The sequence below is a fragment of the Sorangiineae bacterium MSr12523 genome, assembly GCA_037157775.1.
Lineage (GTDB): Bacteria > Myxococcota_A > Polyangia > Polyangiales > Polyangiaceae > Pendulispora > Pendulispora brunnea.
This window is the reverse complement of sequence record CP089982.1, coordinates 7,491,547-7,515,709: the sequence shown is the minus strand read 5'-3', so window position 1 is coordinate 7,515,709 and position 24,163 is coordinate 7,491,547. Positions and strand designations below refer to the sequence as shown.

Sequence of the window (24,163 nt, the reverse complement as noted above, 5' to 3'; positions counted from 1 at the left end):
ATCATTGCCTCCAGAGCGAATCCTGGGCGAGGGCCAGCATTTTTCGGCGGCACGCGGGGCAGACGTCTTGGTAGTGCCCGTCGGCCGTGGCGTAGCGAATGCCGAGTGTCGCTTCGACGTTCTTGAGGTCGTCCACGTGCAGTTGGCTCGTGTACGCGCCATTGCAGCGTACACAGTGCGCATCCCCGCCCCGCGCCCCGGCCTCTTTGTAGAACTTGATCGAGAGCTGTGCTGGTCTTTGGAAAATATGGAAGAATTTGCCGAACGGCAGATAGAGCAATGTGAAGATCACCGTGATGGCGTGAACTTCGGACAAGAAGGCGTAGTGCACGCCCCGCAAGAGATGCGTCGATAACGTCAGGAAGAGGCCCGTGATCGACACGGCGAACAGCAGCATGAGCGGCAGCAGATCGTTCACCGGCTGCTGGAGCGCCAGAGCCCCGCGATCGCCGGCGCGCCGCCACAAGGCGAGTGCCACCCCCGCCAGGACCATGACCGCCGCGACGTCGAGTACGTTGAATACGAGCGGGGCCAGCGGCCCGTTGCTGTCGAAACGCAACACTTTGATCCCGAAGACCAATGCGTCGTACGTGAGTTGCGCCGACGGCTCGCTTTCGAAACGCACCCAGCCGAAGGTGAGCGGTAAGGTGACCGCGGCGGCGAGCATGCATCCCCAGGCGATGAGCATGTGCGCGGCCCACCGTTTGCGCGAGCGCCTGGCGATGAAGCGTTGGGCGACGATGTCGTTCCAGACGATGGTCGCGAGCTTTATCGCATTGACGGGCAGACGGCGCAAAAAAATCTGCCAGCCGCGCCGCCAATAGAGCCGCGTCGGCGGGCGGCGGATCCACATACTATAGCGATAACCGATGCCGAATGCGGCAAACACGGTAGCGCCCGCGTAGGGCACCAATGCCGCATCGAAATCGCGAAGACGCCGGCTACCGACGTAAATCGCAGCGGTGAGTACGCTTGCAGCGGCCAGCCCCCAAAAGGTCGCATGCCGGCCATCCGAGATGTGTGCCACCGGCTTGGTTGCCATCGCCGGTGGAGCATAGAATTAAAATTCTGTATATCAATGGTTTAATTGGACGAACTCGGCAATCTCGAGCGTCGTCCATGGGCGCACATACTATGAATTAGTCGAAGTCGATGTTGAATCCGATGATTGGATGTCGAAGCAGCATCGATATGACGTCAACCGAAAAGGGAATATGGTTGCCGCAGTAATATATTTCCTATCTTAACGCGATGTAAGGTTCGTCACCGCATCGATGTCGCGACCCAATGCGGTGCCCAATCGGCGCCTTTGGATTGCGTGAGGCGCGTTTGTCCCGTGCCGTCTTTTCGCATCAAGTAGAGATCGACTTCGTTCGCGCGTTCGGAGACGAAGACGATGTGCTTTCCATCCGGGCTCCACGCGGGGGCGTCGTCACGAAAGGCACCATCGGTGAGAGGCGCGGCGGTGCCGCTCTCGACGGGTGCGAGCCAAATGCGGCTCTTCCCGTCGGCGGACCGGCTCACGTACGCGATGTGCTTTCCGTCGGGGGCGAAGGCGAGCTCGCGCTCGTCGCCGGCGAACGCGGAGCCCGAGGCGGGGTGCACGTTCGACCCGTCGGCATGAACCAAGTAGACGCGATCGCGGTTTTCGCGGTTGCTCAGGAAGGCGAGCCACGCACCATCGGGACTCCACTTCGGCGACCAGTCTTCGCGATGGAAGGCGGTGATGCGCCGCTCGTTCGAGCCGTCGGCATCCATCACGTAAATCTCGGGATCGCCCTCTTTGCTCGACACGAATGCGATATGCTTTCCGTCGGGCGAGACCTCCGGTTCGAAGCAGCCCTCGCGCACGGCGGTGAGGCGCTCCTCGGTTCGCGATTGCGTGTCCGTGCGGACAAGGTCGCTAAAACCTCGTTCGTCCGACTCGGCGACGAACCAGCGGCCATCGGGCGAGAAACTCGGGTGGCGCGCGCGCCCGCGCAGGGCGGTGAGCGGCTGTCCGGGGGAAGGGGCATTGTCCTTCGTCGGATGCAGGCGAAGCTCCTCGCGGCGCGCCCCGTTTTCCATGCGCCACGAGACGACGAGCAGACCGAGGCCGTCGGGCGTGGGCGCGGCGGGGAACTCGTCCTCGGGGCCTTGGGTGACCCGCCCTTCCTGGCCGCGGCCATCGATCCACCACACGTCCTTTTGCCCCGCGCGCTCGGAGACGAAATAGATGCGCCCGGGCATCGCCGCACGCTCGTCGGCCCCGAGCGCCCCCGCCAGGCCGGATGCCCCTGAACCGCCGCACGAGGCGGCGGGGCATCCGGTCAGCAGCCCGGAGACGAGGAGCAGGGCTCCAAATTGGAATGCACGAATCTGCAACAATGTCCGTACTCTCCGTAGATAGCTTCGATTAACCGCCAAGACGCCAAGATGGATGTATGAGATGAAATGCCTTCTTCATGACCCTTGGCGGTTCGAACGCATCCGCCACGTTAGCGGACGCGAACCGCGTCGGCGATGACCACGCTGCCTTCGGCGGCGGTGCGCCGGAGTTCGACTTTGTTCCATCCCGCTGGGAACGACCACGAGCCCAGCGTGTTCCACTTGCTGCCATTGGTTTGCTGGTTGGCATTCACCGTCGCAAGTGTAGTGCCATTGGCATCGACCACGACGAAGGGCGCCGCGGTCGTTCGATTCGTGCCGGCGACCCACCAAGCATCGACGGTCTTCGTGCCCGCGGCCGGGAGGTAGAACGAGAATGTGGCCTTGTCCGCGGTGGCCACGGTGGAGGCATAAAGATAGCCGCTGCCGTAGTAGCCACTGGTGGCAGAGCCAGTCGCCCACTCGCTGGACACTTCGATTTTGGCCTTGGCCGTATCGTTGTTGGCGTTGTCGCTGTCGATGACAATCTCGCCGGTGGCGGTGCCGCAGAAGGAGTTGATCTTGCTGATGTAGCTGGTCCACGGCCAATTCGGACCGGGGTCGGTGCGGTTTTCGGGTTGGAGCTGGCCGTGCGCGAGGATGTGGAAGCGGTCGCGCGGGATGGCCTGATCGCGCGCAATGTCGCAGGACAATTTCGCCGAGGCGTCGATCTGGCCGGCCGGGAACGACGATTGGCTGGCGAAGCCGCCGTGTTCGATGCCCACCGAGAAGTGGTTCACCGAGTAGCCGTTGCGCCAGCATTCCACGTTGCTATTGAGCGAGCATTTGTAGGTCGCGGCGACGTGCCAGGCGCGGTTCGCTTCGCGGACCAACTGGGATACCTCACTCCCGCTTTCGTTGACGACGTAATGGGCACTCACCTGTGACGCGGAATTGGTGAGCCAATCCCAGCAACCGGCATAATTGCCTTCGCACGTGTGAATGACGATCATCCCGGGGTCGCCAATGTCACCCGATGGGCGCGATCCATAGTTGGGCGAGGGGCGCCAGATCGATGCGGGATAATCCGGGCCTGCCGCCTGCACCGCGCTTTGGGCTTCGGCGAATTGGGGACGAATGCCCTCGGCCGGTGTGATGCCGGCGGCCGGTTCGCCGCGGCGGAGCACGTCGTAGACCTCGCGGTGAACGTAGTGGGCTTGCGCCTCCGGGCTGGTGATGCCGCTGAGTCGAACGGCGATGGTGGCCCATGCGCCCACGTCGGCGCGATCGGCGAGGCCCGCTTCTTCGGCGAGCGATGCGAGCACCGCGGCGCCGGCGCGGATGTTCGCGCGCGGATCGGTCCGTGCTTTTTCCGGCGTGACACCGGCGAGCTTTGCGCCGCGCAAAAGCGTGTCGCCGCGCAGGGCCATGACGCCAAAGGCGGCGGGGCGGCCCTCGAATTCCTGTTCGCCCCGAACCATTTCCATCCGCGTTTCCGTGTACGCGATGGCTTTGAGCAGGTTCGCGGGAACCTGGAATTCGCGGGCCGCGTCCTCGAACATCGCATCGAGGGGCCTGCGGCTATCGTCGAGTGCCTGCGGCGTGACATCGCCGGCATTCTCGTCCTCGGGGGCGGTACAGGCCGAGGCACAAGCCGAGGCGACCAACAGCGTAACCAATAGGAACGACCGTGACGATATCCGCATGGGAATCCTCCTGGTGGCCCCCCTCCCTGTCGGGAGAGAAAGCGAAAGTACTCGAACTGGAATGATTAACGGCGAACCAATTTGACGGCGTCGGCGATGACGTAACCGGTGGTGGTCGTCCAGCGGCTCACGCCGACGACATCGTGATCGCCGGCGGCGATGGGGAAGACGCCCAGGCTGACCCACTGGCCTCCGCCCTGTCGCTGGTCGACTTTGACGGTGCGTACGCCATCGGTCGCCTGCACGAGGAACGGCGTTTGCGAATTGTAGCCCGAGTCGGCGGGGTAGTAGACGTAAGCCTCGTAATTGCCGGCCGCGGGAACGTCGACGGCAAACCAGGCCGCATCGCTCACCGCCTCGGGCGATGCAAAGCGATAGCCGGTGCCGTATCGTTGCGAGGACCACGAGGAGCTGCCCCAATTGGCACTCGCGTGGAAGCGTCCTTCGGTGGCGTCGTCGACGATGGTTTCCCAGGTGGAGCCGCCACCGCTCGTCCAGTTGTAGGTCACGTCGACCCAATCGTTGTCGGACATGCCCAGCGAATCCCAGAAGGTGCCATCCGCGAGGTCGATGCCGGCGGGGTTCGCGACCTTGCGTCCGAATTGGTCTTTGCCGCCGTTGTAGCCATTTTGGTACGCGGCCTGCGCTTCCGGTTTGCCCTGCGGGAGGTCGCGCCACATCTCGCGCGTGGCCGCGGGATTCCAGTAATCATCCTTGGTATTCCAAGGCCCGACGTCCCATACGGGTTCGGTGACCGTGCGGCCATTGTATCGGAGCGTCACCGTGTATTCTCGTCCACCGTTGCTGGCGAGTGCGCGGCGCGTGGGAAGGGCGACGAAGTGATCGCGCGATTTGATGACGTGGCCATTGGCCGTGGTGCCGCCCACCAAGCCTTCGCGCGTCGCGTAAACGCGATACGTCAATGGGGCCAGCGGGACCTCGCTCATCGGTGCCGATGCGGCGGACGGCGAGGCGTGCAAGGATAGCGCACGAAGAACCGGCGATTGCCCACTTGGATTGGCCGTTAGCACGGCGCGAACCTGAACCTCGGAGCCCGCGCGCGGAAAGACCGCAGGTTCCTGCGGGGTGGCGATTCGCCATTCCGACCAACCGCCCCCGATGGAACGATTGCGTACTTCAATGGCCACTTCGGATTGGTCCGGTATGTCGCCCGAGGCTGTAGCCCATACGCGATCGATGGGTTGAGCCAATCGGCGGGTGGGGAAGGTAAATAAGCCGTGATCGGATAAGACCCGCCATCCGTCGTTTTCGGCCTGAATTCCCACCACATCCCCGCCCACCGAATCGAGGTTTTCCTTCCATTGCAACTCGATGCCGTCATTCTGCGTCAACGCAGCATTGCTCGAATCGCTATCTTCGATATCCGAAGCGCACCCTTGAAGCGCTGATAGCGATAGCAGCAGAAACAACCCGACGGGTAGGGAACGTCGCATGTTGGCCTCCTGTTGTGCTCACAGATTCCGCTTGGAACTCGACGCGGCTCGCCAATACGGAGCTCACGCATCGATGGCACTGCTTAACGGAGGCGAAGATAATCGGTCTTCCACCAGACGCCACAGTGAATGATCACCGCCTTCGGAAAATGAGTTTCCGAACTGCAATCGTTAATGCGGATTGGAATATCCAACTTTAATATGGCGCCAATGGCGTTAAATGACATTTCCGTTGGCCGCCAATCGATGAAAGGTGCACCCGAGCCGAGATGACTCGCCGACTCGCTATGGAGCGCCGGTATCTTCGCTCCCGCTCTCGCTTCTTCGGAGAAGCGGATCGGGCACGGGCACGGGCACGGGCAGGGGGGGGGGAGAGAAGGCGCGGTTAGGCTCGGTGAAGCGGGAAGGGGGGATGCGTCATCGGAGACGAAACCCCGCGGTTTTGTGACGGTCGGGGCAGTTTTGCAAAAATGTTACGGACGAGACAGAAAAGTCTGCTATCCCAGGGATGTGAGCTCGTTGTCGACCCTTTCTCGCTGGTGGTGGCCCGCTTAATCCGAGCGGCCCAGCAGCGCATTGACATAGGCCGTCTCGGAGTCGAGGCGGCCTTCGTTCATTCTAGGGTCCGCCAACCGAGTCCGAGACCGGCAGCCTTTCGAGGAGCAGGTCTCATGTACCATGACGATTATCGTACCAAAGGCGGGATCACCGTTCATCGTGAGCGGGAGGACATTCCGTACCCCAACGACATCCAGCTGCTCGCGGCTCGCCTCGACAAGCGGCGCGGAGTACTTCTCTCTTCGAGCTTCGAGTTCCCAGGTCGCTATGCGCGATGGGATACCGGATTTGCCGATCCGCCGCTGGTCGTCACCGCGCGCGGCCGCAGCTTCACCATCGAAGCGCTGAACGCCCGCGGTGCGGTGCTGTTGCCCACCATCGCGGTGGCGCTCTACGAGCTCGATGTCTTTGTGACGCTGCATGCGAACCAGGAGCGCATCCAGGGCGAGGTCCATGCCCCAAGCAAGCCGTTCCCGGAGGAAATGCGAAGCCGGCAGCCCAGCGTCTTCACCGTGCTGCGCACCTTGACCGAGCTTTTCCAATCGAACGAAGACCACCAGCTCGGGCTCTACGGAGCCTTCGGGTACGATCTCGTCTTTCAGTTCGAGCCCATGCCCTTGCGCCTCACGCGCCCGGCCGAACAGCGCGATCTCGTCTTGTATCTGCCGGACGAAGTCCTCGTGGTGGACCACATGCAGCGCTCGGCCCAGGTCGTCCGGTACGACTTCGTCGTATCGGGGCGCTCCACCATCGGCGTTCCGCGGCGCACCGGCGACTCCCCGTACCAGCGCGACCCCATCGGACCGATCCCGCCAGAGAGCGATCACGCGCCCGGCGAATACATCGCCGGCGTCGAGCGTGCGCGCGAGGCCTTTGCGCGCGGTGACCTCTTCGAGGCCGTGCTCGCGCAGACCCTCACCGCCACGTGCGGCGAGGCGCCGAGCGAGATTTTCCGCCGCCTTCGGGCGAAAAACCCCGCGCCCTACGGCGCCATGATGAACCTCGGCGGCGGCGAGTTCCTCGTTTGCGCCTCACCCGAGATGTTCGTCCGCGTCGAAGGAAAGCGCATCGAAACGTGCCCCATCGCCGGCACCATCCAGCGCGGCGTCGATGCCCTGGAGGACGCCGACCGCATCCGCGAATTGCTCAACTCGAGCAAGGACGAAGCGGAGCTCACCATGTGCACCGACGTCGACCGCAATGACAAATCGCGCGTGTGCGAGGCCGGCAGCGTCCGCGTTATCGGACGCCGGCAGATCGAGCAGTATTCACGCTTGATCCACACGGTGGACCATGTCGAGGGCATGCTCCGGCCCGAGTTCGACGCGTTCGACGGCTTTTTGAGCCATGCCTGGGCGGTCACCGTGACCGGCGCGCCCAAGCGGTGGGCCATTCGCTTCATCGAGCAGGAGGAAAAGAGCCCGCGCCGTTGGTACGGAGGCGCCATCGGGCGCGTCACGTTCGACGGCAACATGAACACCGGTCTGACGTTGCGCACGATCCGCATGAAGGACGGCATCGCCGAAGTGCGCGTGGGCGCGACGTTGCTGCACGACAGCGAACCCGCGGCCGAAGAAGCGGAAACGCGCCTCAAAGCCTCCGCGATGTTCGCGGCCATCCGCGCCGACGGTGTTTCCGGCGTGCAGGCACCCATGCGCGCCGCCAGCGCCACTGGGGCTCGCGTGCTGCTGATCGATCACGAGGACAGCTTCGTGCATACGCTTGCCGGCTATTTCCGGGTTGCCGGCGCCGAGGTCACCACCATGCGCCCCGAGCTGGCGCGTGAGGAACTGCGCGCCGGACGCGATCCCGATCTGGTGGTGCTCTCGCCAGGCCCGGGGCGTCCGACCGACTTCGACATGAATGCGACCTTGGCCCTCGCCGTGGAACGGCGCCTGCCGGTATTCGGCGTTTGCCTCGGTCTGCAAGGCATGGTCGAGCACTTTGGTGGCACCCTGGCCGTGCTCAATCTGCCCATGCATGGCAAATGCTCCGACGTGCGCATCCTCGGCGGGCGCGTGCTCGCGGACTTGCCGAAGCACTTCGTCGTCGGCCGCTACCATTCGATCCACGCGAGCCGCATCCTCTTGCCGCCCGAGCTCATCGTGACCGCCGAAACCGTCGATGGCGTCGTGATGGCGATCGAACACGCGACATTGCCATTGGCCGCGGTGCAGTTTCATCCCGAGTCGGTCATGACATCGCCCGATATCGGACATCGACTCATCGACCGTGCCATCAATGTGCTTCTGGCAGAGCGCCGCGCTTCAACTGAACACGCGATGGCAATTCCCGAATCGGCTTAGTCGAACGATTGTAACTTCGAGTCGGCTTAGCCGGATAATTGTAACAACATGGATGGGCACGCTCGTTTAGCGTGCCCGCCATGGGGAAATATCGATTTGGCCCTTGGGCCATTCTCTCGGCGTGTTCGCTGTCGCTGGTGGCGTGCAGCGCGGACGGCGGCGAGGGCTCGGTGGTTAGCCCTGCTGCGAACGATTCCCGCGGGACCGAGCAGGTGCCGCCGGAAAAACCTGTGCGTGAGACGGTTGCCTGCCCGACGGGCAGGGTGCCCATCGACGCGACGTCGCTCGCCTTCGACGGCGAGCGCGGGCACGTGGCGATGGGAGACGCGGCGAGCCTCGCGCTCGAGCAGTTCACCCTGGAAGGATGGGTGCGGCGCGACGGATTCGGCGTGCCGCATGCCGCCGGCGAAGGTGGGCCATCTTTGGTGCCGATTGCCGGCCGCGGAAGTGGAAACTACGTGCTCGGCTTCGCCGAAGATGGGGAGCTTGCGGCCGACTTCGAGAACGAAGAAGGCGTGCACCATACGGTGCTCGGAAAGACCGATATTTCCCTGGGACAGTGGCATCATTTGGCGGCCTCTTACGACGGCACGACGTGGCGGCTCTTCGTCGATGGCCGGCTCGATGCCGAATTGGTCGCGAAGACTACCCCGCGCACGTCGGGCGCGCAGTCGTTCGCCGTCGGCAGCATGCTCGATGCGAGCGGGACGCCAACCGGCTTCCTGAAGGGCGCCGTCGACGAGGTACGCCTTTGGGATCACGCACGGAGCGCGTCGGAGATTGCCGCCTCGATGTACCGCCGGGCAGCCCGGGGCTCTGGCTTGGTCGGGCGCTGGGCCTTCGACGAAAAGGATCGCGGTGCGCCGGACAGCGCGGGTACGAATCACGGTAGCATCGCGGCGGGGGCCGCGTTCGTGCGGGATGGGGCCATCTTGGACCTGGGCTTCCCGCCTGCATTGCGCGGGACGCCGTCGGTGGATGGCCGCAGGGCGACCTTGGACGTGAAGGTGGACGATCCCGATAGCGCGGCGTTCAGTGCATCGTTTTACGTGCGCGAGGTGACGGCGGGGGAAGACTTCACCATCGTGGTGCTTCCGGATACGCAATATTATTCACGGTATCCGGAATATTCGAAATATTACTACGACCAAACCAAATGGATCATGGATAATGCGGCGGCGTACAACATCGTCGGCGTCATCCACAACGGCGACGTGGTCGACCAAGTGAACGTGGAATCCCAATGGCAGGTCGCCGACAAGGCGATGAAAACGTTGGAGACGAAGTCCGCGCGTTTCCCCGAAGGAATGCCCTACGGCGTTGGCGCCGGGAATCACGACCAGGATCCCTTTGGTACGGCGGGCGGTACCGTGAAATACAATCAGTATTTCGGTACCAGCCGATTCCAGGGAAGGTCCTATTTCGGTGGGACCTACTCCGCGAACAAGACCGACGAAAACTGGGTGACCTTCTCCGGCGGTGGGCTGGATTTCGTGCTCGTCGATCTTCAATACAGCTCGAAGGCGCGCGAAGCCGCCGTGCTCAATTGGACGAAAAACGTCTTTGCCCAGCACCCGAACGCCTTCGGTATCGTCAATTCGCACCATATTTTGAATGCCGATGCGAGCTTTGGTGCGGCCGGAAAATCGATTTACGATGCCGTCAAAACCACCAGCAACGTGCAGCTCCTCACCTGCGGACACATCAGCGCGGAGAGCAAGCGCAGTGACCAGTATGGGGGCAGGACGATTCACTCGATGCTGGCCGATTACCAATCACGCGCCAATGGCGGGGGTGGGTACCTGCGCATCTGGGAATTTTCGCCCAAGAACGGCGAGCTTACCGTGCGTACGTATTCGCCGACGGCAAACAAATTCGAAACCGATGCGAATAGCCAATTTACGCTGAAGGTCGATCTCTCGGGCGCGGGCAATGCCTCGTTCAAGTCGGTGGCCAAGCTCGATTTGGCCGATGCGTCCGGTGTGCGCACCAACGTGGACGGGCTCGCGCCGGGGAAGAACTACGAGTGGTACGCCACGGTGACCGACTGCGCGCACGTCGTCAGCAGCCCGGTTTATCGGTTTAGTACCAAATAAGCGCGATCGAAGAACCAATAGGCCCCGAAGGCGCCGAGGACGAGTGACACCGCCCTCGTCGCCATGGCCTGGCGGACGTCGCTGAGGCGCGCGCGTGCCAGCCATGCGAGCGCCAGCAGCGCACCCACGATGGAGAGCTGCGCGAGCTCCACGCCCACGTTGAAGGACGCGAGGGCCACGCCAAAGGCGCCCCGCGGCAAGCTCAATTCGCCGAGGGCGCCGGCGAACCCCAGGCCGTGCACGAGCCCGAAGCCAAAAGCGACTGCCCAGGGATACCGGCGGGTGAAGGTCTTTTCGTCGTGGGTCGACTCGTAGGCCACGAGCACCACGCTGGCCGCGATGGCTGCCTCCACGGGCGCGCGTGGCAGCTCCAGAATGTGCAGCGCGGCGAGCGCCAAGGTGAGCGAGTGCGCCACCGTGAAGGCCGTGATGGTCGCGAGCAGCCGCCGGCGCTGCGCGCCCGTAATGAGAAAGAGGCCCACGACGAAGGCCACGTGATCGAGCCCCGTGTAGACGTGCTCGGCCCCGAGGCGGATCCACTGCGAGGCGATCTCGGAGTGGGGCGCCTTGTCGATGCGGACGCGCGGCTCGTCCGAGGTGACCACGGCATCGAACGCGTCGCCATCGAGGTAGCGCACGGTGACGACGATTCTCGTGCGCCGCGCGTGCAGGCCCTCGAAGGTGAGCTCCCCGCGCAGACCCTCGCGCCCGCAGGCGAGGTGGTCGCCCTCGCGGTGGCATTGCGGCGGATACCCAATGCGAACATGGCCGGTGCCCAAGCTGTCGACGGGCTCGGTCCACGCGATGTCGAAGCGGCCCTCGCGCACCTCGACCAAGGTGAGCACGCCCGGGTTGAAGTCGTGCGCGGCGGCCGGCGTCGCCACCAGCAGCGCCACCAGGGCGAGCAGCGCGAAGAGAACCTTGATCACGGTGTCCATCGTCTGCGCATCTCGGCGATGGCGCCTTCGCGCGCGGTGGCGCGCTTGGCCTCGCGGTAATCGAGGAGCACGTCCTCGCGCACCTGCACCAGCGTGGGGCGTTCGGCCGGGGTGCGCCGGTCCACGCGAACCAAGTGAAGGCCGAAGCGCGATTGCCGAAGCGACCACGTGCCCTCTTTCTGTTCGGCCAGGCCCGCCGAAAAATCGGGGCCGAAGCTCTCGCCCAAGTCCGTGAGGCTGCGGCGCCGGTAGCGGCGGCCACCCGAAAACGTGTCCCCCATGCCCGCGGGATCGGCGCCCGCTTCCAGCTGGGCGAGCAGCCCACGGGCGCGGGTGCGGGCCGCCGCATCGTCGCCTTGGATGAAGACTTGCGTGAAGTCCACGAGCTCCGAGGTGGCCCACTTGTTCGGATGCGCGTCGAACCACGCGGAGAGCTCGGCCTCGCTCGGCACGGGCGGTTCGAGGCCCTGGTCCAGGACGAAGGACATCTTTTCCACGATGCGCTGGCGGATGCGCGGATCATCCTTTTCGAGGCCTCGCGCAAGGCCCTCCCGAAAGAGCACCTCTTCGTTCACCCAGGCGGCGATGAGGGTATCCATTTCGGCCGGTGTGGGCCGTCGCCCATGAACACGCAGGTGCTCCTCCGAAAGCGTTTGCCTCAGCTCGTCGGTCACGACGATGCGTCCGGCAGTCGCCTCGGGACGGCACTCCGGAGTTCGCGGCGGTTCCTCGTGCCGTCGCAGCCGCTCGACGCCGAACAGCGCCGCGCCGATCAGGAGGAACTGAACGACGGGTTCACGCAAGAGCCGGGGAAGAAGCATCGGGAGGCCCATACGGGTGCCAGCAGCGGCCTTAGCATACCGTGAACACACGGTGCCATTCTCGTGAACGCGGGCTTAGGCCGGACTAGCGCAGCGAGGCCGTGGTCTCATTGGAGGGGGTCCCCAAGAAATAGGCTCGTGCCCGGAACTGCATCTTCGTATGGGGCGGCAATTTCACCTTGCGAAAGGACGTCGTGTTTGGCGGCAGCAAGGCGCAGATCTGGAATGCCGACGAGTCGGCCGGTGCCATTTCGAGCAGATAGCCATCTTCATCGCGGGCGCGGTCCTTCCATCGCAAGACGGCGGTGGTCGGCGACGCAAGTGTGGCGGAAAGCTCGGCGGGCGCCGCCTCCACCATGGCACGTGCATCGCGAAGTGAGGCCACGGCGCCGGTTGGTGAGGGCTCCGCGAGGGGGCCCTCTTCTTCGTGCGCGCCCGCATCGACGCCGGCGCCGGTGGTGAGGACCGCCGCCGCCGAAGTGGCCCCGAAGAAGGGACGAACGCGGTACGAGAACACGGTGTCCCGCGCCGCGTCCTCATGGGCGAATTGCTGCGTGCGCGTCTGCGCATCGGCCCAGACGGCATCGATCATCGTGAACGCGTCGTTCGGGTCGGTGCGAAACTCGACGAAATAGCCGCCGGGCGCGGTGGCATGGTTTTCCCATCGAAGAAGCACGTTTCCGCCCGAGGGCGCCGACGAAAGCCCCCTCGGCGCGGCAAACGCGTGTTGCAGCGTCGAATCCGTGCGCGGCTTCTTCTCGTGCACGCGCTCCGCGGGCCTGGAGCACGCCCCCGCGGACAGCAGCGCAAGCCACCCTGCGACGGGCACCCATCGCATGAGGCTCACCGCGTGAAGGTCTGCACGGCGCGCCATGTGACGCTCACCGCCCCGGTGCGCAAGGTCCCATAAACGCCGTACTTCCAATAATTGGTCACTTCCTCGTCCTCGGAGAACCGCGCCTTGCGCGACCCATTGACGTAGAATTCCACGTAGTCATCCTGCTTGTGGATGACATTGATGCGTTGCTCTTTGCCATAAACGCCCGTGGCGAGCACTCCGCCCCCGCCGACCGTTCGCAACGTACCGCCGGAGTCGGAATACCCGCGCATCATGGTGAGCGTTGCACCGCTGGTGCTACCGAAGATTTGAAACAACGATTCATCGTTGAGCGGCGCGGAGAAGATGACATAGCCCTGAAATTGCCTCTCCCCACTGCTGTATTCGTTGTAGAGGCGTATTTCCGAGCGGTTGGACCGATTGTCCAAGATGCGAAATGTCTCCGAGTTACCGGTTGCACGGTAATCGGCGCATATCGGATTACAGACCGATTTGTACGAGGTCCAATTGAAGGTCTGCAGGCCGTTTTCGTCGTCGAGGTGAATCTTCTTGGTATACGTGGCCGATTTCCACCCCGAGCCAATTTGCGCTTGGGCTGTCCCGGCCACGGTCGCAACGAACGATACGGAAAGGATACTGCAGGCCAAACCCGCTCGGATCGATCGATTCGTGCTCATGATTCCTCCACCGTTCCTGCTGTTTCTGAAGATCTGACACCGGTAGCAGGCGGTTCGGGAGGATAGCGCTCGAATCGAGAATGTCACGCCACTACTTCACCCAGAGATCCCAGTGATCCGTTACTTCACGGCAGAAGTAGCGATACCACTCGCCCGCACGTCGTCCTTCCACTGCAGCATCGTGGCATTCGTCGTACGTGGGATACGACGCGTAATACGTACCTCCGTCGGCATGTGCATTGGGGGCCAGGGACATGCCGGCCAACATCACACCAATTCCCAACAATCCAAGCTTGCGGATGCTTGATGCACGCTTCATTCAACCCTCCTGGGATGTGCCGGATCACGCAATACGGATCACGGACGGAGGGCACCTTGGCTCGCAACGCGTGTATGCGTCAATCCTGCTTCGAGGCCATTGCCTTGCGCGCCACACGGCGTTTGGCCATGCCGCGAACGCGCTCGGCGTGTGACTCCAACAGGCGTGTCGAGCCGTCGAGGAAATGGACGATGGTCGCGAGACCTTCATCCGAAACATGCTCGAGCCGCCCGTTGGATTCGACGGCGAGCGGGCCCCAGATGGTCGCCGCGATGCGCAGCATCTTGTTGGTCAACTCGACGATGACGCTGCGCCGGTCGGCTTCCGCCGCAGTGCGGCGCACGTAGCCTGCGCGCTCCAGTCGATCGAGCGACGTGGTCATCGCACCGCGACTCAGACCCGTGGCCTCGGCCAGGGCGCTTGCACTCATGGGCCCCGCGTAGGCGAGCACGCTGCAGGCGCGAAAGTCGGTGCGGTTGATGCCCAGCACTTTGGCCGCCGCCTCATCCATGGCGTCCGATGCTGCTTGCATCCGTTGCACGGCGACGGCGACCTGAGCCCGAAGTTCGCTGGACATTTTATGGTTAGACATTCGGATAGTTCGAAAATCAAAATATTTTTGAACGGCGCAGCCCCTTCCGGGAGCCCAGATGCATGAAGAACGATACATCAAGGCTTGGGCGGCGCGTCATGTTGCGCGCCATGATGGCCGGGGCGACCATCGCGGCTGCTCGGACCACCTTGGGATGCAACGAGGAAGATGGGGATCCCACACCGCCGCTGCTCGATCCAACGAGCACGAAACGCATCGACACGCACCACCACGCGCTGCCTCCGGAGATGAAGCAGTGGATGAAGGATCAGCACAAATTGCCTCCTCAGGCGACCGAGCCCTGGATGATCTGGGACGAGGTCACCGCCCTCGGCGTGATGGACCGGCTGGGCATCCAAGCCGGGGTGACCTCCATGCCCGCGCCGAGCGACATCTTTTTCGATCCCAAGGCCGCCGATCGCGGCCTGGCCATGGCGCGCGAGGGCGTTCGCACCTTGAACGACTCGCTGGCCAACATGGCGAGACGGCATCCCACGCGCTGGGGCTTTTTTGCCTATTTGCCATTGGCTCATGTCGATTTCGCGCTCGAGGAGCTCGGGCGGGCGGCCGATTTGGGGGCGGATGGCTTTCTGTTGATGAATCATTTCGAACATCGGTATTTGGGGGACCCCATCTTCGAACCCTTGTTCGCGGCGCTGAACGCGCGGCGGGCGGTGGTGTTGACCCATCCGGATTTCCTGCCTGGAGACAATGAAATATCTCCGAAAATCGAAGGATCGCTCGCCGACTTCATGCTCGACACCACGCGCGGAGCGCTCGGAATGATGGTATCCGGCACGTTGGATCGCTATCCGGATATCTCGATCATCCTTCCGCATGGCGGCGGCTTTCTGCCATACATCGTCGATCGCATGTCGCGCGGATACCGCACCGGAGATGGCATCGATCCCGAAAAGGTGCGCACGTACATGCGCCGCTTCTATTTCGATACGGCCGGCCCGATGTCCTCGCATATGACGCCCACGTTGCTGGCCAGCGCGGATCCCAGCCGTATTCTTTTCGGGACGGATTACCACCAGGTCGTCGAGGACCTGGTGAAGGACGATATTGCACGATTCGCGGCGGATCCGGCGCTCGATGCTGCAGCTCGTGCCCGCATTGAACGAGGAAATGCACTGCGCCTTTTTCCGAACCTCGCACGGAAAATTGAAGCGTAAGATGTGGCACCATGCGGCTTTCTCGCCTCGTGGTGCACTTGAGCGTCTTGGCTTCGTTGGCCTGTACTTCTTCTGGTCCGCCCCCTGCGACGATTGCGCCTCAACATGGCGCGAAGCATCCCGCGGTGCTTTTCCAGCAGCGGCCACCGCAGGCCGAGGTCGAGGCATTGGCCAAGTTGGGAATCGTTTCGCGGACGCTCGACGAGGGTGACGAGCCCTCGAAGGGCCTCGACAAGCTGGCGTCGCAGCCCGACGTCGATGCGGATCGCATGGCGTACGTGGGCGATCGCCATGGCGTTGCCGTGCTTTCGCGGGTCAAGGCGGCAATCCTCGTGGTACCGCCATTCGCGAATGCCGCGAAGTTCGGAAAAGAGGACGAGCCCTTTCTCAAGGACAGCCATGTTCTGATTTTCGAACAATTCGACGTGCGCGATCCGTCAGAGGATATGTTCGACAAGACGCCCGATCCCAAGGTGAGGCGCGTTTACGAGTCGATGAACGCGGACGTCGTCCTCCGCGATCGACGGGAGTTCTTGCAGCAGGTCTTTGCGCCGGCCCAGACCGAGCAGGCCAAGATCCCCGGCTTCTACATGACACGGCTGCCGGTGGCGTATCCACTCCCGCCGCCGTCGTCGTTCGAGCGTTTGCCCGAGCGCACGTACCGCACGGTGGCGGGGCAGGATTTCCGCCTCGATGTGTACCGCTCCACCCAAGTCCAAGGCCCCAGGCCCGCCGTCATCTTCGTCCACGGACAAATGCACCCGGCGCTCGTGCGCGAGGCCAAGAACTGGCGCGGCTACCAGGAAATGGCCCAGATTCTCGCCTCCAAAGGCTATGTGGCGGTGATGCCCAACCTCGGGGCCAGCGCTACCGGCTATGGGCCGAACAAGCTATTCAGCGAAGTCGTGCCCGTGGCCGACAACCTCGAAGAGGCGGTTCGCTACGTGCGCGCGAATGCTGCGTCGCTCGGGGTGGATCCGGCGCGCGTGGCGCTTTGGGTGGCCTCGGCCGGCGGGGCATATGGCTTGGGCAGCGCCCTGGGAAACCTCGAGCCCTTCACGCGCGCGGTGGTCGCGTATTACCCGCTCATCACCGAGTCGACGCTGACGGCCACCGAGCCGCCGCTGCCGGCGGCGGTGATCGAGCGGCTGTCGGCCGTGCGGCAGCTTCGCCGGCCTCGTCGCGATGGCGCGAAGATCCCGCCGGTGTTGCTCGTGCGCGCGGGCTACGACTGGGACGTGCTCAATCGCGGCATCGACGACTTCGCGAAGCTCGCCGCGGACATGAAGGCGCCCGTCACCTTGGTGCGGCACGATCGGGCGCACCACGCCTTCGATGTCCTCGATGCGACGGACGAGACGCGCGAGGTGCTCGACCGGACCTTCGCCTTTTTGGATGCGCAACTGCGCTGATCAGGCCTGCATCTGCAGCAGCACCTTGCCCCCGCGCTCGGCGTGCGCCACCGCTTCCCGAATCGCCGACAGCGGATAGGTTGCGGCGATGGGCACCTTGATCTGCCCGGAAATGATCAACTCCGCACCCTCGCGCGTGGCCGCGGGGAGCTTGGTCGCGAACTGCGGCGCGCCCTGCCAGAAGCCGTGCACCGTGATGCGTTGGAAGATCAGATCGCGGCCGTCGAGCGCGGCGGGTTCGCGACTCAGTTGCGAATACAACACGACCGTGCTTTCCGGAGCGAGCAGGCGCACCAGCGACGCCGTCGACGGGCCGGCAATCGCATCGATCCCCAGCCGGGGCAACGCCGTTCCAACGGCGCGCTTGACCGACGAGAGGGTCTCGGGACCATCCACGAGAACGACATCGCCACCGGCGGCCATCAGCTCTGGTACCAGCTCCGGACGGCGAACCAAGTTGATGGTGCGCAGCCCGCGCTTTTTGGCAAATGCAATCACCGAGCGCCCCACGCCCGAGTTGGCGGCATTCTGAACGACCCAATCGCCCGGTTTCAAATCGACGTATTCACTCAATAGAAGCGATGCGGTGGGCGGATTGATTCCGGCCATGGCCAATTGGCGTGCGTCCCCACCGACCGGCAGTGCAAACAGACGATCGGCCGGATAGGTCGCGCGCTCCGCCCACGTGAGGCCATGAAGCGGCGCCAACACGCGATCTCCCGCTTTGACATTGGTTACCCCTTTGCCAATGGCCCGGACGCGCCCCACACCCTCATTTCCAATGACGCTCGGCAAGGTCATAGGGAGCGGGTAAACGCCGCGTGCCATCAATAGATCGCTGAAATCGAGCGGCGCAAAGAGCATATCGACCAAGACTTCACCCGGTCCGGGCGGCGGCGGCTCGGGCACCTGGGTGAATTGCAACACGTCGATGGGGTTGCCAAATGCGGTGAGAAGAATGGCGCGCATGTTCCTGGCCTCTCGTTTTGATTGCGATCACAATGTTTGAGAACGAGATTGGAGCCGGCAAGAGCGACCATGAAAGCAGTGTAGAATCGGCTCTCGCCGAACTGAGGTTCTGCGCACCTCACGTTGCAGTCGGCAAAGATATGGCGACACGGGCACCGCCCAGCGGGCTCTTGCCGATGCGCACGGCACCGCCGTGAAGTTCGACGATGCGGCGAACCATCGCGAGCCCCAGGCCGGCGCCGCCGCCGTCGCGACTGCGTCCTTCCTCGAGGCGCGTGAAGCGCTCGAAGACACGCGTGCGGTGTGCGCGCGGGATGCCCTCGCCGTCATCGTCCACCGTGAAGCGGATGGCGCTGCCGTCGGTGGTGGTGGCCACCTCCACGCGGCCTTTGGCATGGCGTACGGCATTTTCGATGAGGTTGCGCGCGACGCACGCGAGCTGGTGCCGGTCCCCCGTGAGGCGCGCGGCCTGAACGCCGTGCACCTGCACCGGCAGTCGCCAGGTGCGTGCGGCCTGCTCCAGCACGAGATCGTCGAGATCGATCTCGTCGCGCGCCACGGCATTGGATTCATCGAGCCGCGCGAGAAGGAGCAGGTCGGCGACGAGCTTCTCCATGCGCGCGTCCTCCGCGAGCACGTCCTGCGCGACGGCCGGCCAGCGCGTTGGATCGGGGTGGGCGAGGGCGACCTCGAGCTGCGTGCGGATGCTCGCCACGGGGCTGCGCAGCTCGTGCGAGGCATCGGAGACGAACTCGCGCTGCCGCTGCGCAGCGCGCTCGAGCCGGTCGAGCATCGAGTTCATCGTCTGGGCGAGCTCCGCGATCTCGTCGCCGGAGGAGGAGACGTGCAGCCGCTCGTGGAGCGTGCTCCCGGTGATGGACGCGACCCGCCGGGTCATCACGCGCACGGGTGAAAGAGCACGGCCGGTGACCCACCACGCACCGAGTGCGATGGCCACGACCAGCGCGGGGATGGCCGCCCAGAGCACGTGTTTCAAGGCATCGACGCTGTTTCGAACGTCGTCGAGAGGGCTCATGGCCACGAGCATCAAGCGTCCCTCTTTGGGCGAGATCGTGGCGAGCTCCGTGGTGGAAAGGTCCGTATCGGGCAACCTGCGCTGGGCGAGGAAAAGCCGAGGCCCGACGCCCAACACACGCGCGGGCATCGCGGGGCTTGCCGGCGTGCGCACCTCGAACTGCGTGTTCGGCGGGCCGGGCGGAAGTTGCAGCGCATCGAGCGGCACGCCGTGTTCGACTTGCGCGCGCAACGCTTCGAGGTGCCCGGTCTGCCGCTGCTCGACCGTGCGCAGCACGGTTTGCTCGACGGCGCGCACCAGGAGCCACGCTCCCAGGATGAGCGCGAGCCCGAACAGGGCCGTCACCGCGAAGGTCACGCGCACGCGGACGCTGGCCGCCGGCAGCGCCTTCATGGGTCGGCCACCATGCGGTATCCGACGCCGCGCACCGTTTGCAGGGTGCGCCGGCCGAACGGCTCATCGACCTTGCGCCGCACGTAGCGCACGTACACCTCGACCAGGTTGGGATCCCCGCCGAACTCCTCGCCCCACACATCGGCCAAGAGCTGCTGCTTCGTGATGACGTGCCCTCCGCGCCGCATGAGTGCCTCGACCAGGGCAAACTCGCGCGGGGTGAGCGTGATGGGATTGTCGCCGCGCCGAACCTCGCGCGTGGCCGGATCCAGCGTTAGGTCTCCGATGGAGAGCTTGGCCGGGCGGGCCACGGAGCCGCGCCGGATGAGCGCCCGCAAGCGCGCCACCAGGACGACGTAGGAGAACGGCTTGGAGAGAAAGTCGTCCGCGCCCGTGTCGAGGGCCTCGGCCTCGTCGTACTCGCCGTCCTTGGCGGTGAGCATGAGAATGGGCGTCCAGATTTGCTCCGCGCGGAGCGCTTCGCAGATTTCGTAGCCATTTTTCTCGGGCAGGAGGAGGTCCAGCACGATGGCGGCGTAGGAGCCATCGCGCGCACGTTCGAGGCCGTCCGCGCCATCGCGGGCGACATCGACCGAGAAGCCCTCCGCGCGAAGGCCGGTGGCCAGAGCATCGGCCAGCCGCGCTTCGTCTTCGACGATGAGGATTCGCATGGTGGAACGTCCATCTTGCCAGTGCCGACCTGAAAGCTTCCTGAGAGGTTCGGGAAGCAGAGAGGCAGGCTGAGAACAGTCTCAGGGGTGCTCAGCTTCCCGTAAGCTTCGAGGAAGTACGGTCCCAGGCAAAGGAGACCAACCCATGCAACTTCGTATCGTCTCGTTTGCCTCTCTCGCGTCGTTTGTCACATTGGCAGCCGTCGTCGTCGGTTGTTCGAACGGCTCCAGCGACCCACCTGCGGAATCGCCCACCTCGAGCACACAGCCGCTCACCACGGCCGATGCAACGGCGGCGGATGCCGCGACCATGGAGCAGGTCCACGCGAAAATGGTGAAACATGCACAATGCATGCGTGCCCACGGCGCCACCGACTGGCCCGATCCTCCGCCGCCCAACGGCGACGGTGGCCGCCGGATGATCCTCGCGACCACGCGCCACATCGACGGCGCGGCCGTGCAAGCAATCCCCGCGCGTCCCATCGATGGCGAAGAGGTCATGCCGCGCATCCCCGATGATGCCGGCCCCGGCCCGCGGCTGTTCATCGCTCGCCGGGCGGGCGATGACGGCGGCGCGGTGGATGCCGCGCTCAAGGCGTGCGCCAGCGAGTTACCCGGGGAGCTCGTGCTCCACACGATTCGCGAATAGTGCCGTTCGGCTGAACCTCGCGTTCACTTGGGAGCACCATCTCATGGTGCTCTCGAGGAATGCTGCGAGCGGTCGGAAGAACGGAACGAGGTCTCTTGACGGGAGTTCAGATCGGGAGACCTTGATATAGGAAAAGTGCTCTCTATAGCCGTTGCGTCACCGCAGAACGGTATCCTGCGGTCCATCATGAAAGGGCCCCACTCATGAGCATACGCACTGCTTTGGTGACCGGTGCCAGCGGTGGTATCGGTGTTGCGATCGTCGAACGGCTGCGCGCCAATGGGCTGAAGGTTATCCGTCTCGATGTTAGCGGTCCTTGCGATCTCAAGCTGGATATCTCCCGGGACACGCTGCCCGCCGATGTTTTCGGCAGCGTGGACATCTGTGTAGCGAACGCCGCCATCGTCGATACGATGGCCGCGGCGCATAAAATGTCACTCGCGCAGTGGTCTCGAGATATCGATGTAAACCTCACGGGGTCGTTCCGCGTCATTCAGGCTTGCCTCGTTGGAATGCGGGCGCGGCGTTGGGGCCGCGTCATTGCGATCTCGAGCGTCGCCGGACACCTCGGGGCGCCCGGTCAAATAGCATACGCGGCGTCCAAATCGGGGCTGCAGGGGCTGATGCGGACCGTGGCGATCGAGAATACGAGTCACGGCATCACAGCCAATTGTGTTCTGCCGGGACTGGTCGCGACCCCCAAGGCCCTTGCGATGCCCGACGATATTCGGGAGCGTGCCATCGCCGCCATCCCCGCCGGACGTTTCGCGGAGCCGGCAGAAATAGCGCACCTCACTGCATTTCTGGCCAGCGAGGAAGCCTCGTACATCACCGCGCAGGAAATCGAAATCGACGGTGGAATGAGCCTCACCTCGTTCTCACTCCGGCCTCCTCGCCCCGTTTCGCCCACGTAAGCGCACCGCAGCGGTGTCACGTGCGACGAGTTTCCTTTGGTCCGTGGGGAGTGCGCCTCGAGGACGTCGTTGATTGCATTGCGGAATGCAATATCCTCTTTGCGGACGCCCACGCCGTATTTCTCTTGGCTGAAAGGCTGGCCGACGACCGTCTTCTTGGCGGGGCATTCGGGCGGCGAAGCCCTTGAGGATGGCGTCGTCGGTGCGCTCCGCGAATGGTGCCGTTCGGCTGAACCACGTGTTCACGTGGGAGCACCATCTCATGGTGCTCTCGAGGAACGGCTCGTGCGCGCTTTCTCGCGAGCCCAGTTTGACGCGCGCCCGATGCCGATGCGATGACGGTTTCCATGGCACGACGAAAGGCAAAACAACCGAACAACTGCGCGAATTGCGGCGCGCCGCTCGATGCCCCGCAGCCTGGACAGACCGAGCTTCGATGTCGGTATTGCGGTGTGGCGGTGGCCGTGGAGCACCCAGTGCCGGCGCCGGATACTCCAGGGAAATGGGCTGAACACTCTCGCGCCGTGCAACGTGACAACATTCGCATGGTGCTCGCAGTCTTGGGGTTTTCGCTGTTCCTTGGCGCCATACCAGCGACGTGCAGCGGCGTGTCCGCCGTCATGGAGGCGTGGAAATCGAAGCGATCCGCCGGTACCGCGGCTTCGACTGCAGCGCCGCCGCCACCGGCGCTCGCCCCTCCGCCCCCCTCCGAGGTGGACCCGAAAGCGCTCGAGGAATGGGGGCGCCGCTCTTTGGTTTCTAGCCTTGATCGGCTGCATCGTTGCGGCCTGGGGCTGGTCAAAGAAGAAGCCCCCCGACGGTTCACGCTCGCGGTCTACTTCAATGAAAATGGCTCCGTGAGAGACACGAACGTCGATATGCATCCAAAGCCCATGACGCTCATACACTTCGAAATTTGCGTCATCGAGGAAATGCGAGGACGTAAATTGACCGAAGAGCGTCCGCCGGCCCAGCGCAGCTTCAACATCAAAGTACCCCTGGAGTTCGACAAAGCCGGCAACGCGCACGAATCGACAGGGGCGGCGGAGCCGGAAGCCGCCGAAGCGGAGACGAAACAGGAGGTCGCAGCCTCCGCGGCACCGAAAACCGCGCAAAACGCCGCGTCCAAAATGACGAACGAAGAGTGGGGCCGCCGTCGCATTCTCGCCCGCCTCGATCGATTGCAAGGGTGCGGCCGCGATCTACTGGACCGCAACCAGGCGAAGGCAAAACTGCGAGAGCAGGGGGCAGACGAGCCACCGCCTCCTCGTCGGTACCTAGTAACCGTGCCCTTCGACGAACACGGAAATACAGGCCAGGCAAAACTGTCCCCACCGTCCCCGATCGCCGATTGCGTGGATTGGCATCTGCGCCAATTCGTAACCGCAAAAGAGGGGCCGCCCAAAAAAGGCCCATTTCAAATACAGATCCCGATCACGTTCGACGACAACGGCAACGCGAGCGTATCGCCTTAGCTCCGATGGATCGGCGGCGATCTGTCCAAGTCTACATATGTCAATTTTTCGCGACGTCGCGACATGGTTTATTGATGTAGTGAGACATCGGAGCTACCAGTGTGAATGTTCGAGCGTTGACAATCGAATGTATCGGAGTCGGACCTCGGCATCGCTCGGTGGCATTCCGCGTTTCGGCGGCCGGCCGTTCGTGGGCGCGGCGTCGTTCGTCACAAACGCCGCGCCCTTCGATCTCGAACCGTGCTCCGCCTTCAGGTTGCCGCAGGGAAGGTCTCGAGACTTATTGCCGAAACCTAGCAACTTCTCGCAGAGGTGGCCGACGCCAAAATTTTGTGAGTACTCAGCAATTCGCGATTGACCGTCATCTCGCGCCGTGAGAAAGAGGCAAACGTCCGACGTGCGTCTTATCTTCCCCGTTGCTTAATCTCCGATGGTCCGCTGACGCAATTCAAACCGGGCCCGATGTGCGGGATTCCAATATTCGAGGGGTCGATGCAGCACATTCTAGCCTTTGTGGCTCACGCGCGCACCATCGCGCTGGTGGGAGTCGCAGCCTTGCTCGCCGCGTGTGGCTCGGTCGCAGACGAGAACACCGGAATTTCCGAGTGTGATTCCTATGTTCGCGCACTATCTCGCTGTGCCGCGGCGGCCGGGCAAGACCTGGCTTCCCAGCGGACCGGGATGGCCCGCCAGACCTTCATCGCGGCTGCCAAGGATAAAGACGATGTGGCGCGCGAGAAGCTGGCCGCCCAATGCCGCGCCGCAGAAGCGCAACTTTCCCGTGCCTGTCGCTAAACGATCACATGGGCGCCCAA

At 63.8% G+C, this 24,163-nt stretch carries 21 protein-coding genes; 8 read left to right on the top strand and 13 right to left on the bottom strand.

Going from position 1 to position 24,163, the window contains the following annotated elements; translation table 11 throughout:
* Position 1 precedes the first annotated feature (1 nt).
* The 4 genes from LZC95_29380 to LZC95_29365 all read right to left on the bottom strand — a co-directional run bounded on the left by LZC95_29380 (position 2) and on the right by LZC95_29365 (position 5,506).
* On the bottom strand, positions 2-1,042 hold the full coding sequence (locus tag LZC95_29380) for a hypothetical protein (protein WXA90556.1): 1,041 nt from the start codon (positions 1,040-1,042) through the stop codon (positions 2-4).
* A gap of 221 nt (positions 1,043-1,263) precedes the next feature.
* The gene (locus LZC95_29375) at positions 1,264-2,367 is read right to left on the bottom strand and encodes a tolB protein precursor protein (GenBank protein WXA90555.1); all 1,104 of its coding nucleotides are present in this window, start codon (positions 2,365-2,367) and stop codon (positions 1,264-1,266) included.
* 110 nt (positions 2,368-2,477) lie between these two features.
* Positions 2,478-4,052: an N-acetylmuramoyl-L-alanine amidase gene (locus LZC95_29370; GenBank protein ID WXA90554.1), complete on the bottom strand. Its 1,575-nt coding sequence runs from the start codon at positions 4,050-4,052 to the stop codon at positions 2,478-2,480.
* Positions 4,053-4,117: 65 nt separating this feature from the next.
* Entirely contained in the window at positions 4,118-5,506 is a 1,389-nt protein-coding gene (locus LZC95_29365) for a hypothetical protein (protein ID WXA90553.1), read from the bottom strand.
* A gap of 671 nt (positions 5,507-6,177) precedes the next feature.
* Here LZC95_29365 and LZC95_29360 point away from each other — a divergent pair.
* Entirely contained in the window at positions 6,178-8,370 is a 2,193-nt protein-coding gene (locus tag LZC95_29360) for an anthranilate synthase component I (GenBank protein WXA90552.1), read from the top strand.
* Positions 8,371-8,450: 80 nt separating this feature from the next.
* Entirely contained in the window at positions 8,451-10,466 is a 2,016-nt protein-coding gene (locus tag LZC95_29355) for a metallophosphoesterase (protein WXA90551.1), read from the top strand.
* Here the strand turns inward: LZC95_29355 and LZC95_29350 are convergent.
* The 6 genes from LZC95_29350 to LZC95_29325 all read right to left on the bottom strand — a co-directional run bounded on the left by LZC95_29350 (position 10,445) and on the right by LZC95_29325 (position 14,636).
* Positions 10,445-11,404, bottom strand: a complete 960-nt coding sequence (locus tag LZC95_29350) for a HupE/UreJ family protein (GenBank protein WXA90550.1) — start codon at positions 11,402-11,404, stop codon at positions 10,445-10,447. The genes LZC95_29355 and LZC95_29350 overlap by 22 nt on opposite strands.
* On the bottom strand, positions 11,392-12,225 hold the full coding sequence (locus tag LZC95_29345; GenBank protein ID WXA90549.1) for a peptidyl-prolyl cis-trans isomerase: 834 nt from the start codon (positions 12,223-12,225) through the stop codon (positions 11,392-11,394). The genes LZC95_29350 and LZC95_29345 overlap by 13 nt, the downstream gene beginning before the upstream one ends.
* Before the next feature lie 85 nt (positions 12,226-12,310).
* Positions 12,311-13,099, bottom strand: coding sequence for a fibronectin type III domain-containing protein (locus tag LZC95_29340; GenBank protein WXA90548.1), 789 nt, complete (start codon positions 13,097-13,099; stop codon positions 12,311-12,313).
* Complete coding sequence (locus tag LZC95_29335) at positions 13,069-13,740, bottom strand: hypothetical protein (protein WXA90547.1); 672 nt, start codon at positions 13,738-13,740, stop codon at positions 13,069-13,071. Before LZC95_29335 ends, LZC95_29340 begins: the two co-directional genes overlap by 31 nt.
* Positions 13,741-13,831: 91 nt before the next feature.
* Entirely contained in the window at positions 13,832-14,059 is a 228-nt protein-coding gene (locus LZC95_29330) for a hypothetical protein (GenBank protein WXA90546.1), read from the bottom strand.
* A gap of 79 nt (positions 14,060-14,138) precedes the next feature.
* Complete coding sequence (locus LZC95_29325; protein ID WXA90545.1) at positions 14,139-14,636, bottom strand: MarR family transcriptional regulator; 498 nt, start codon at positions 14,634-14,636, stop codon at positions 14,139-14,141.
* A 113-nt stretch (positions 14,637-14,749) separates the two neighbouring features.
* On the opposite strand from LZC95_29325, the gene LZC95_29320 reads away from it, so the two are divergent.
* Together LZC95_29320 and LZC95_29315 are read left to right on the top strand one after the other, a co-directional pair.
* A complete protein-coding gene (locus tag LZC95_29320; GenBank protein WXA90544.1) occupies positions 14,750-15,829 on the top strand; it encodes an amidohydrolase in 1,080 nt (359 codons plus the stop codon).
* Positions 15,830-15,840: 11 nt separating this feature from the next.
* Complete coding sequence (locus LZC95_29315; GenBank protein WXA90543.1) at positions 15,841-17,241, top strand: alpha/beta hydrolase; 1,401 nt, start codon at positions 15,841-15,843, stop codon at positions 17,239-17,241.
* Here LZC95_29315 and LZC95_29310 read toward each other — a convergent pair whose 3' ends face one another.
* The 3 genes from LZC95_29310 to LZC95_29300 all read right to left on the bottom strand — a co-directional run bounded on the left by LZC95_29310 (position 17,242) and on the right by LZC95_29300 (position 20,310).
* Positions 17,242-18,210 (bottom strand): zinc-dependent alcohol dehydrogenase family protein, encoded by a 969-nt coding sequence (locus LZC95_29310; GenBank protein WXA90542.1) that lies wholly within the window; start codon positions 18,208-18,210, stop codon positions 17,242-17,244.
* A gap of 118 nt (positions 18,211-18,328) precedes the next feature.
* Entirely contained in the window at positions 18,329-19,639 is a 1,311-nt protein-coding gene (locus tag LZC95_29305; GenBank protein WXA90541.1) for an ATP-binding protein, read from the bottom strand.
* A complete protein-coding gene (locus tag LZC95_29300; GenBank protein WXA90540.1) occupies positions 19,636-20,310 on the bottom strand; it encodes a response regulator transcription factor in 675 nt (224 codons plus the stop codon). The genes LZC95_29305 and LZC95_29300 overlap by 4 nt, the downstream gene beginning before the upstream one ends.
* A gap of 145 nt (positions 20,311-20,455) precedes the next feature.
* Here LZC95_29300 and LZC95_29295 point away from each other — a divergent pair, with 145 nt between their 5' ends.
* From LZC95_29295 to LZC95_29280, 4 genes are all read left to right on the top strand, one after another.
* On the top strand, positions 20,456-20,959 hold the full coding sequence (locus LZC95_29295; protein ID WXA90539.1) for a hypothetical protein: 504 nt from the start codon (positions 20,456-20,458) through the stop codon (positions 20,957-20,959).
* A 203-nt stretch (positions 20,960-21,162) separates the two neighbouring features.
* A complete protein-coding gene (locus tag LZC95_29290) occupies positions 21,163-21,873 on the top strand; it encodes an SDR family oxidoreductase (GenBank protein ID WXA90538.1) in 711 nt (236 codons plus the stop codon).
* Between the two features lie 347 nt (positions 21,874-22,220).
* On the top strand, positions 22,221-23,348 hold the full coding sequence (locus tag LZC95_29285) for a hypothetical protein (GenBank protein ID WXA90537.1): 1,128 nt from the start codon (positions 22,221-22,223) through the stop codon (positions 23,346-23,348).
* Positions 23,349-23,840: 492 nt separating this feature from the next.
* Positions 23,841-24,143: a hypothetical protein gene (locus LZC95_29280; GenBank protein ID WXA90536.1), complete on the top strand. Its 303-nt coding sequence runs from the start codon at positions 23,841-23,843 to the stop codon at positions 24,141-24,143.
* The last annotated feature ends 20 nt before the right edge of the window (positions 24,144-24,163 follow it).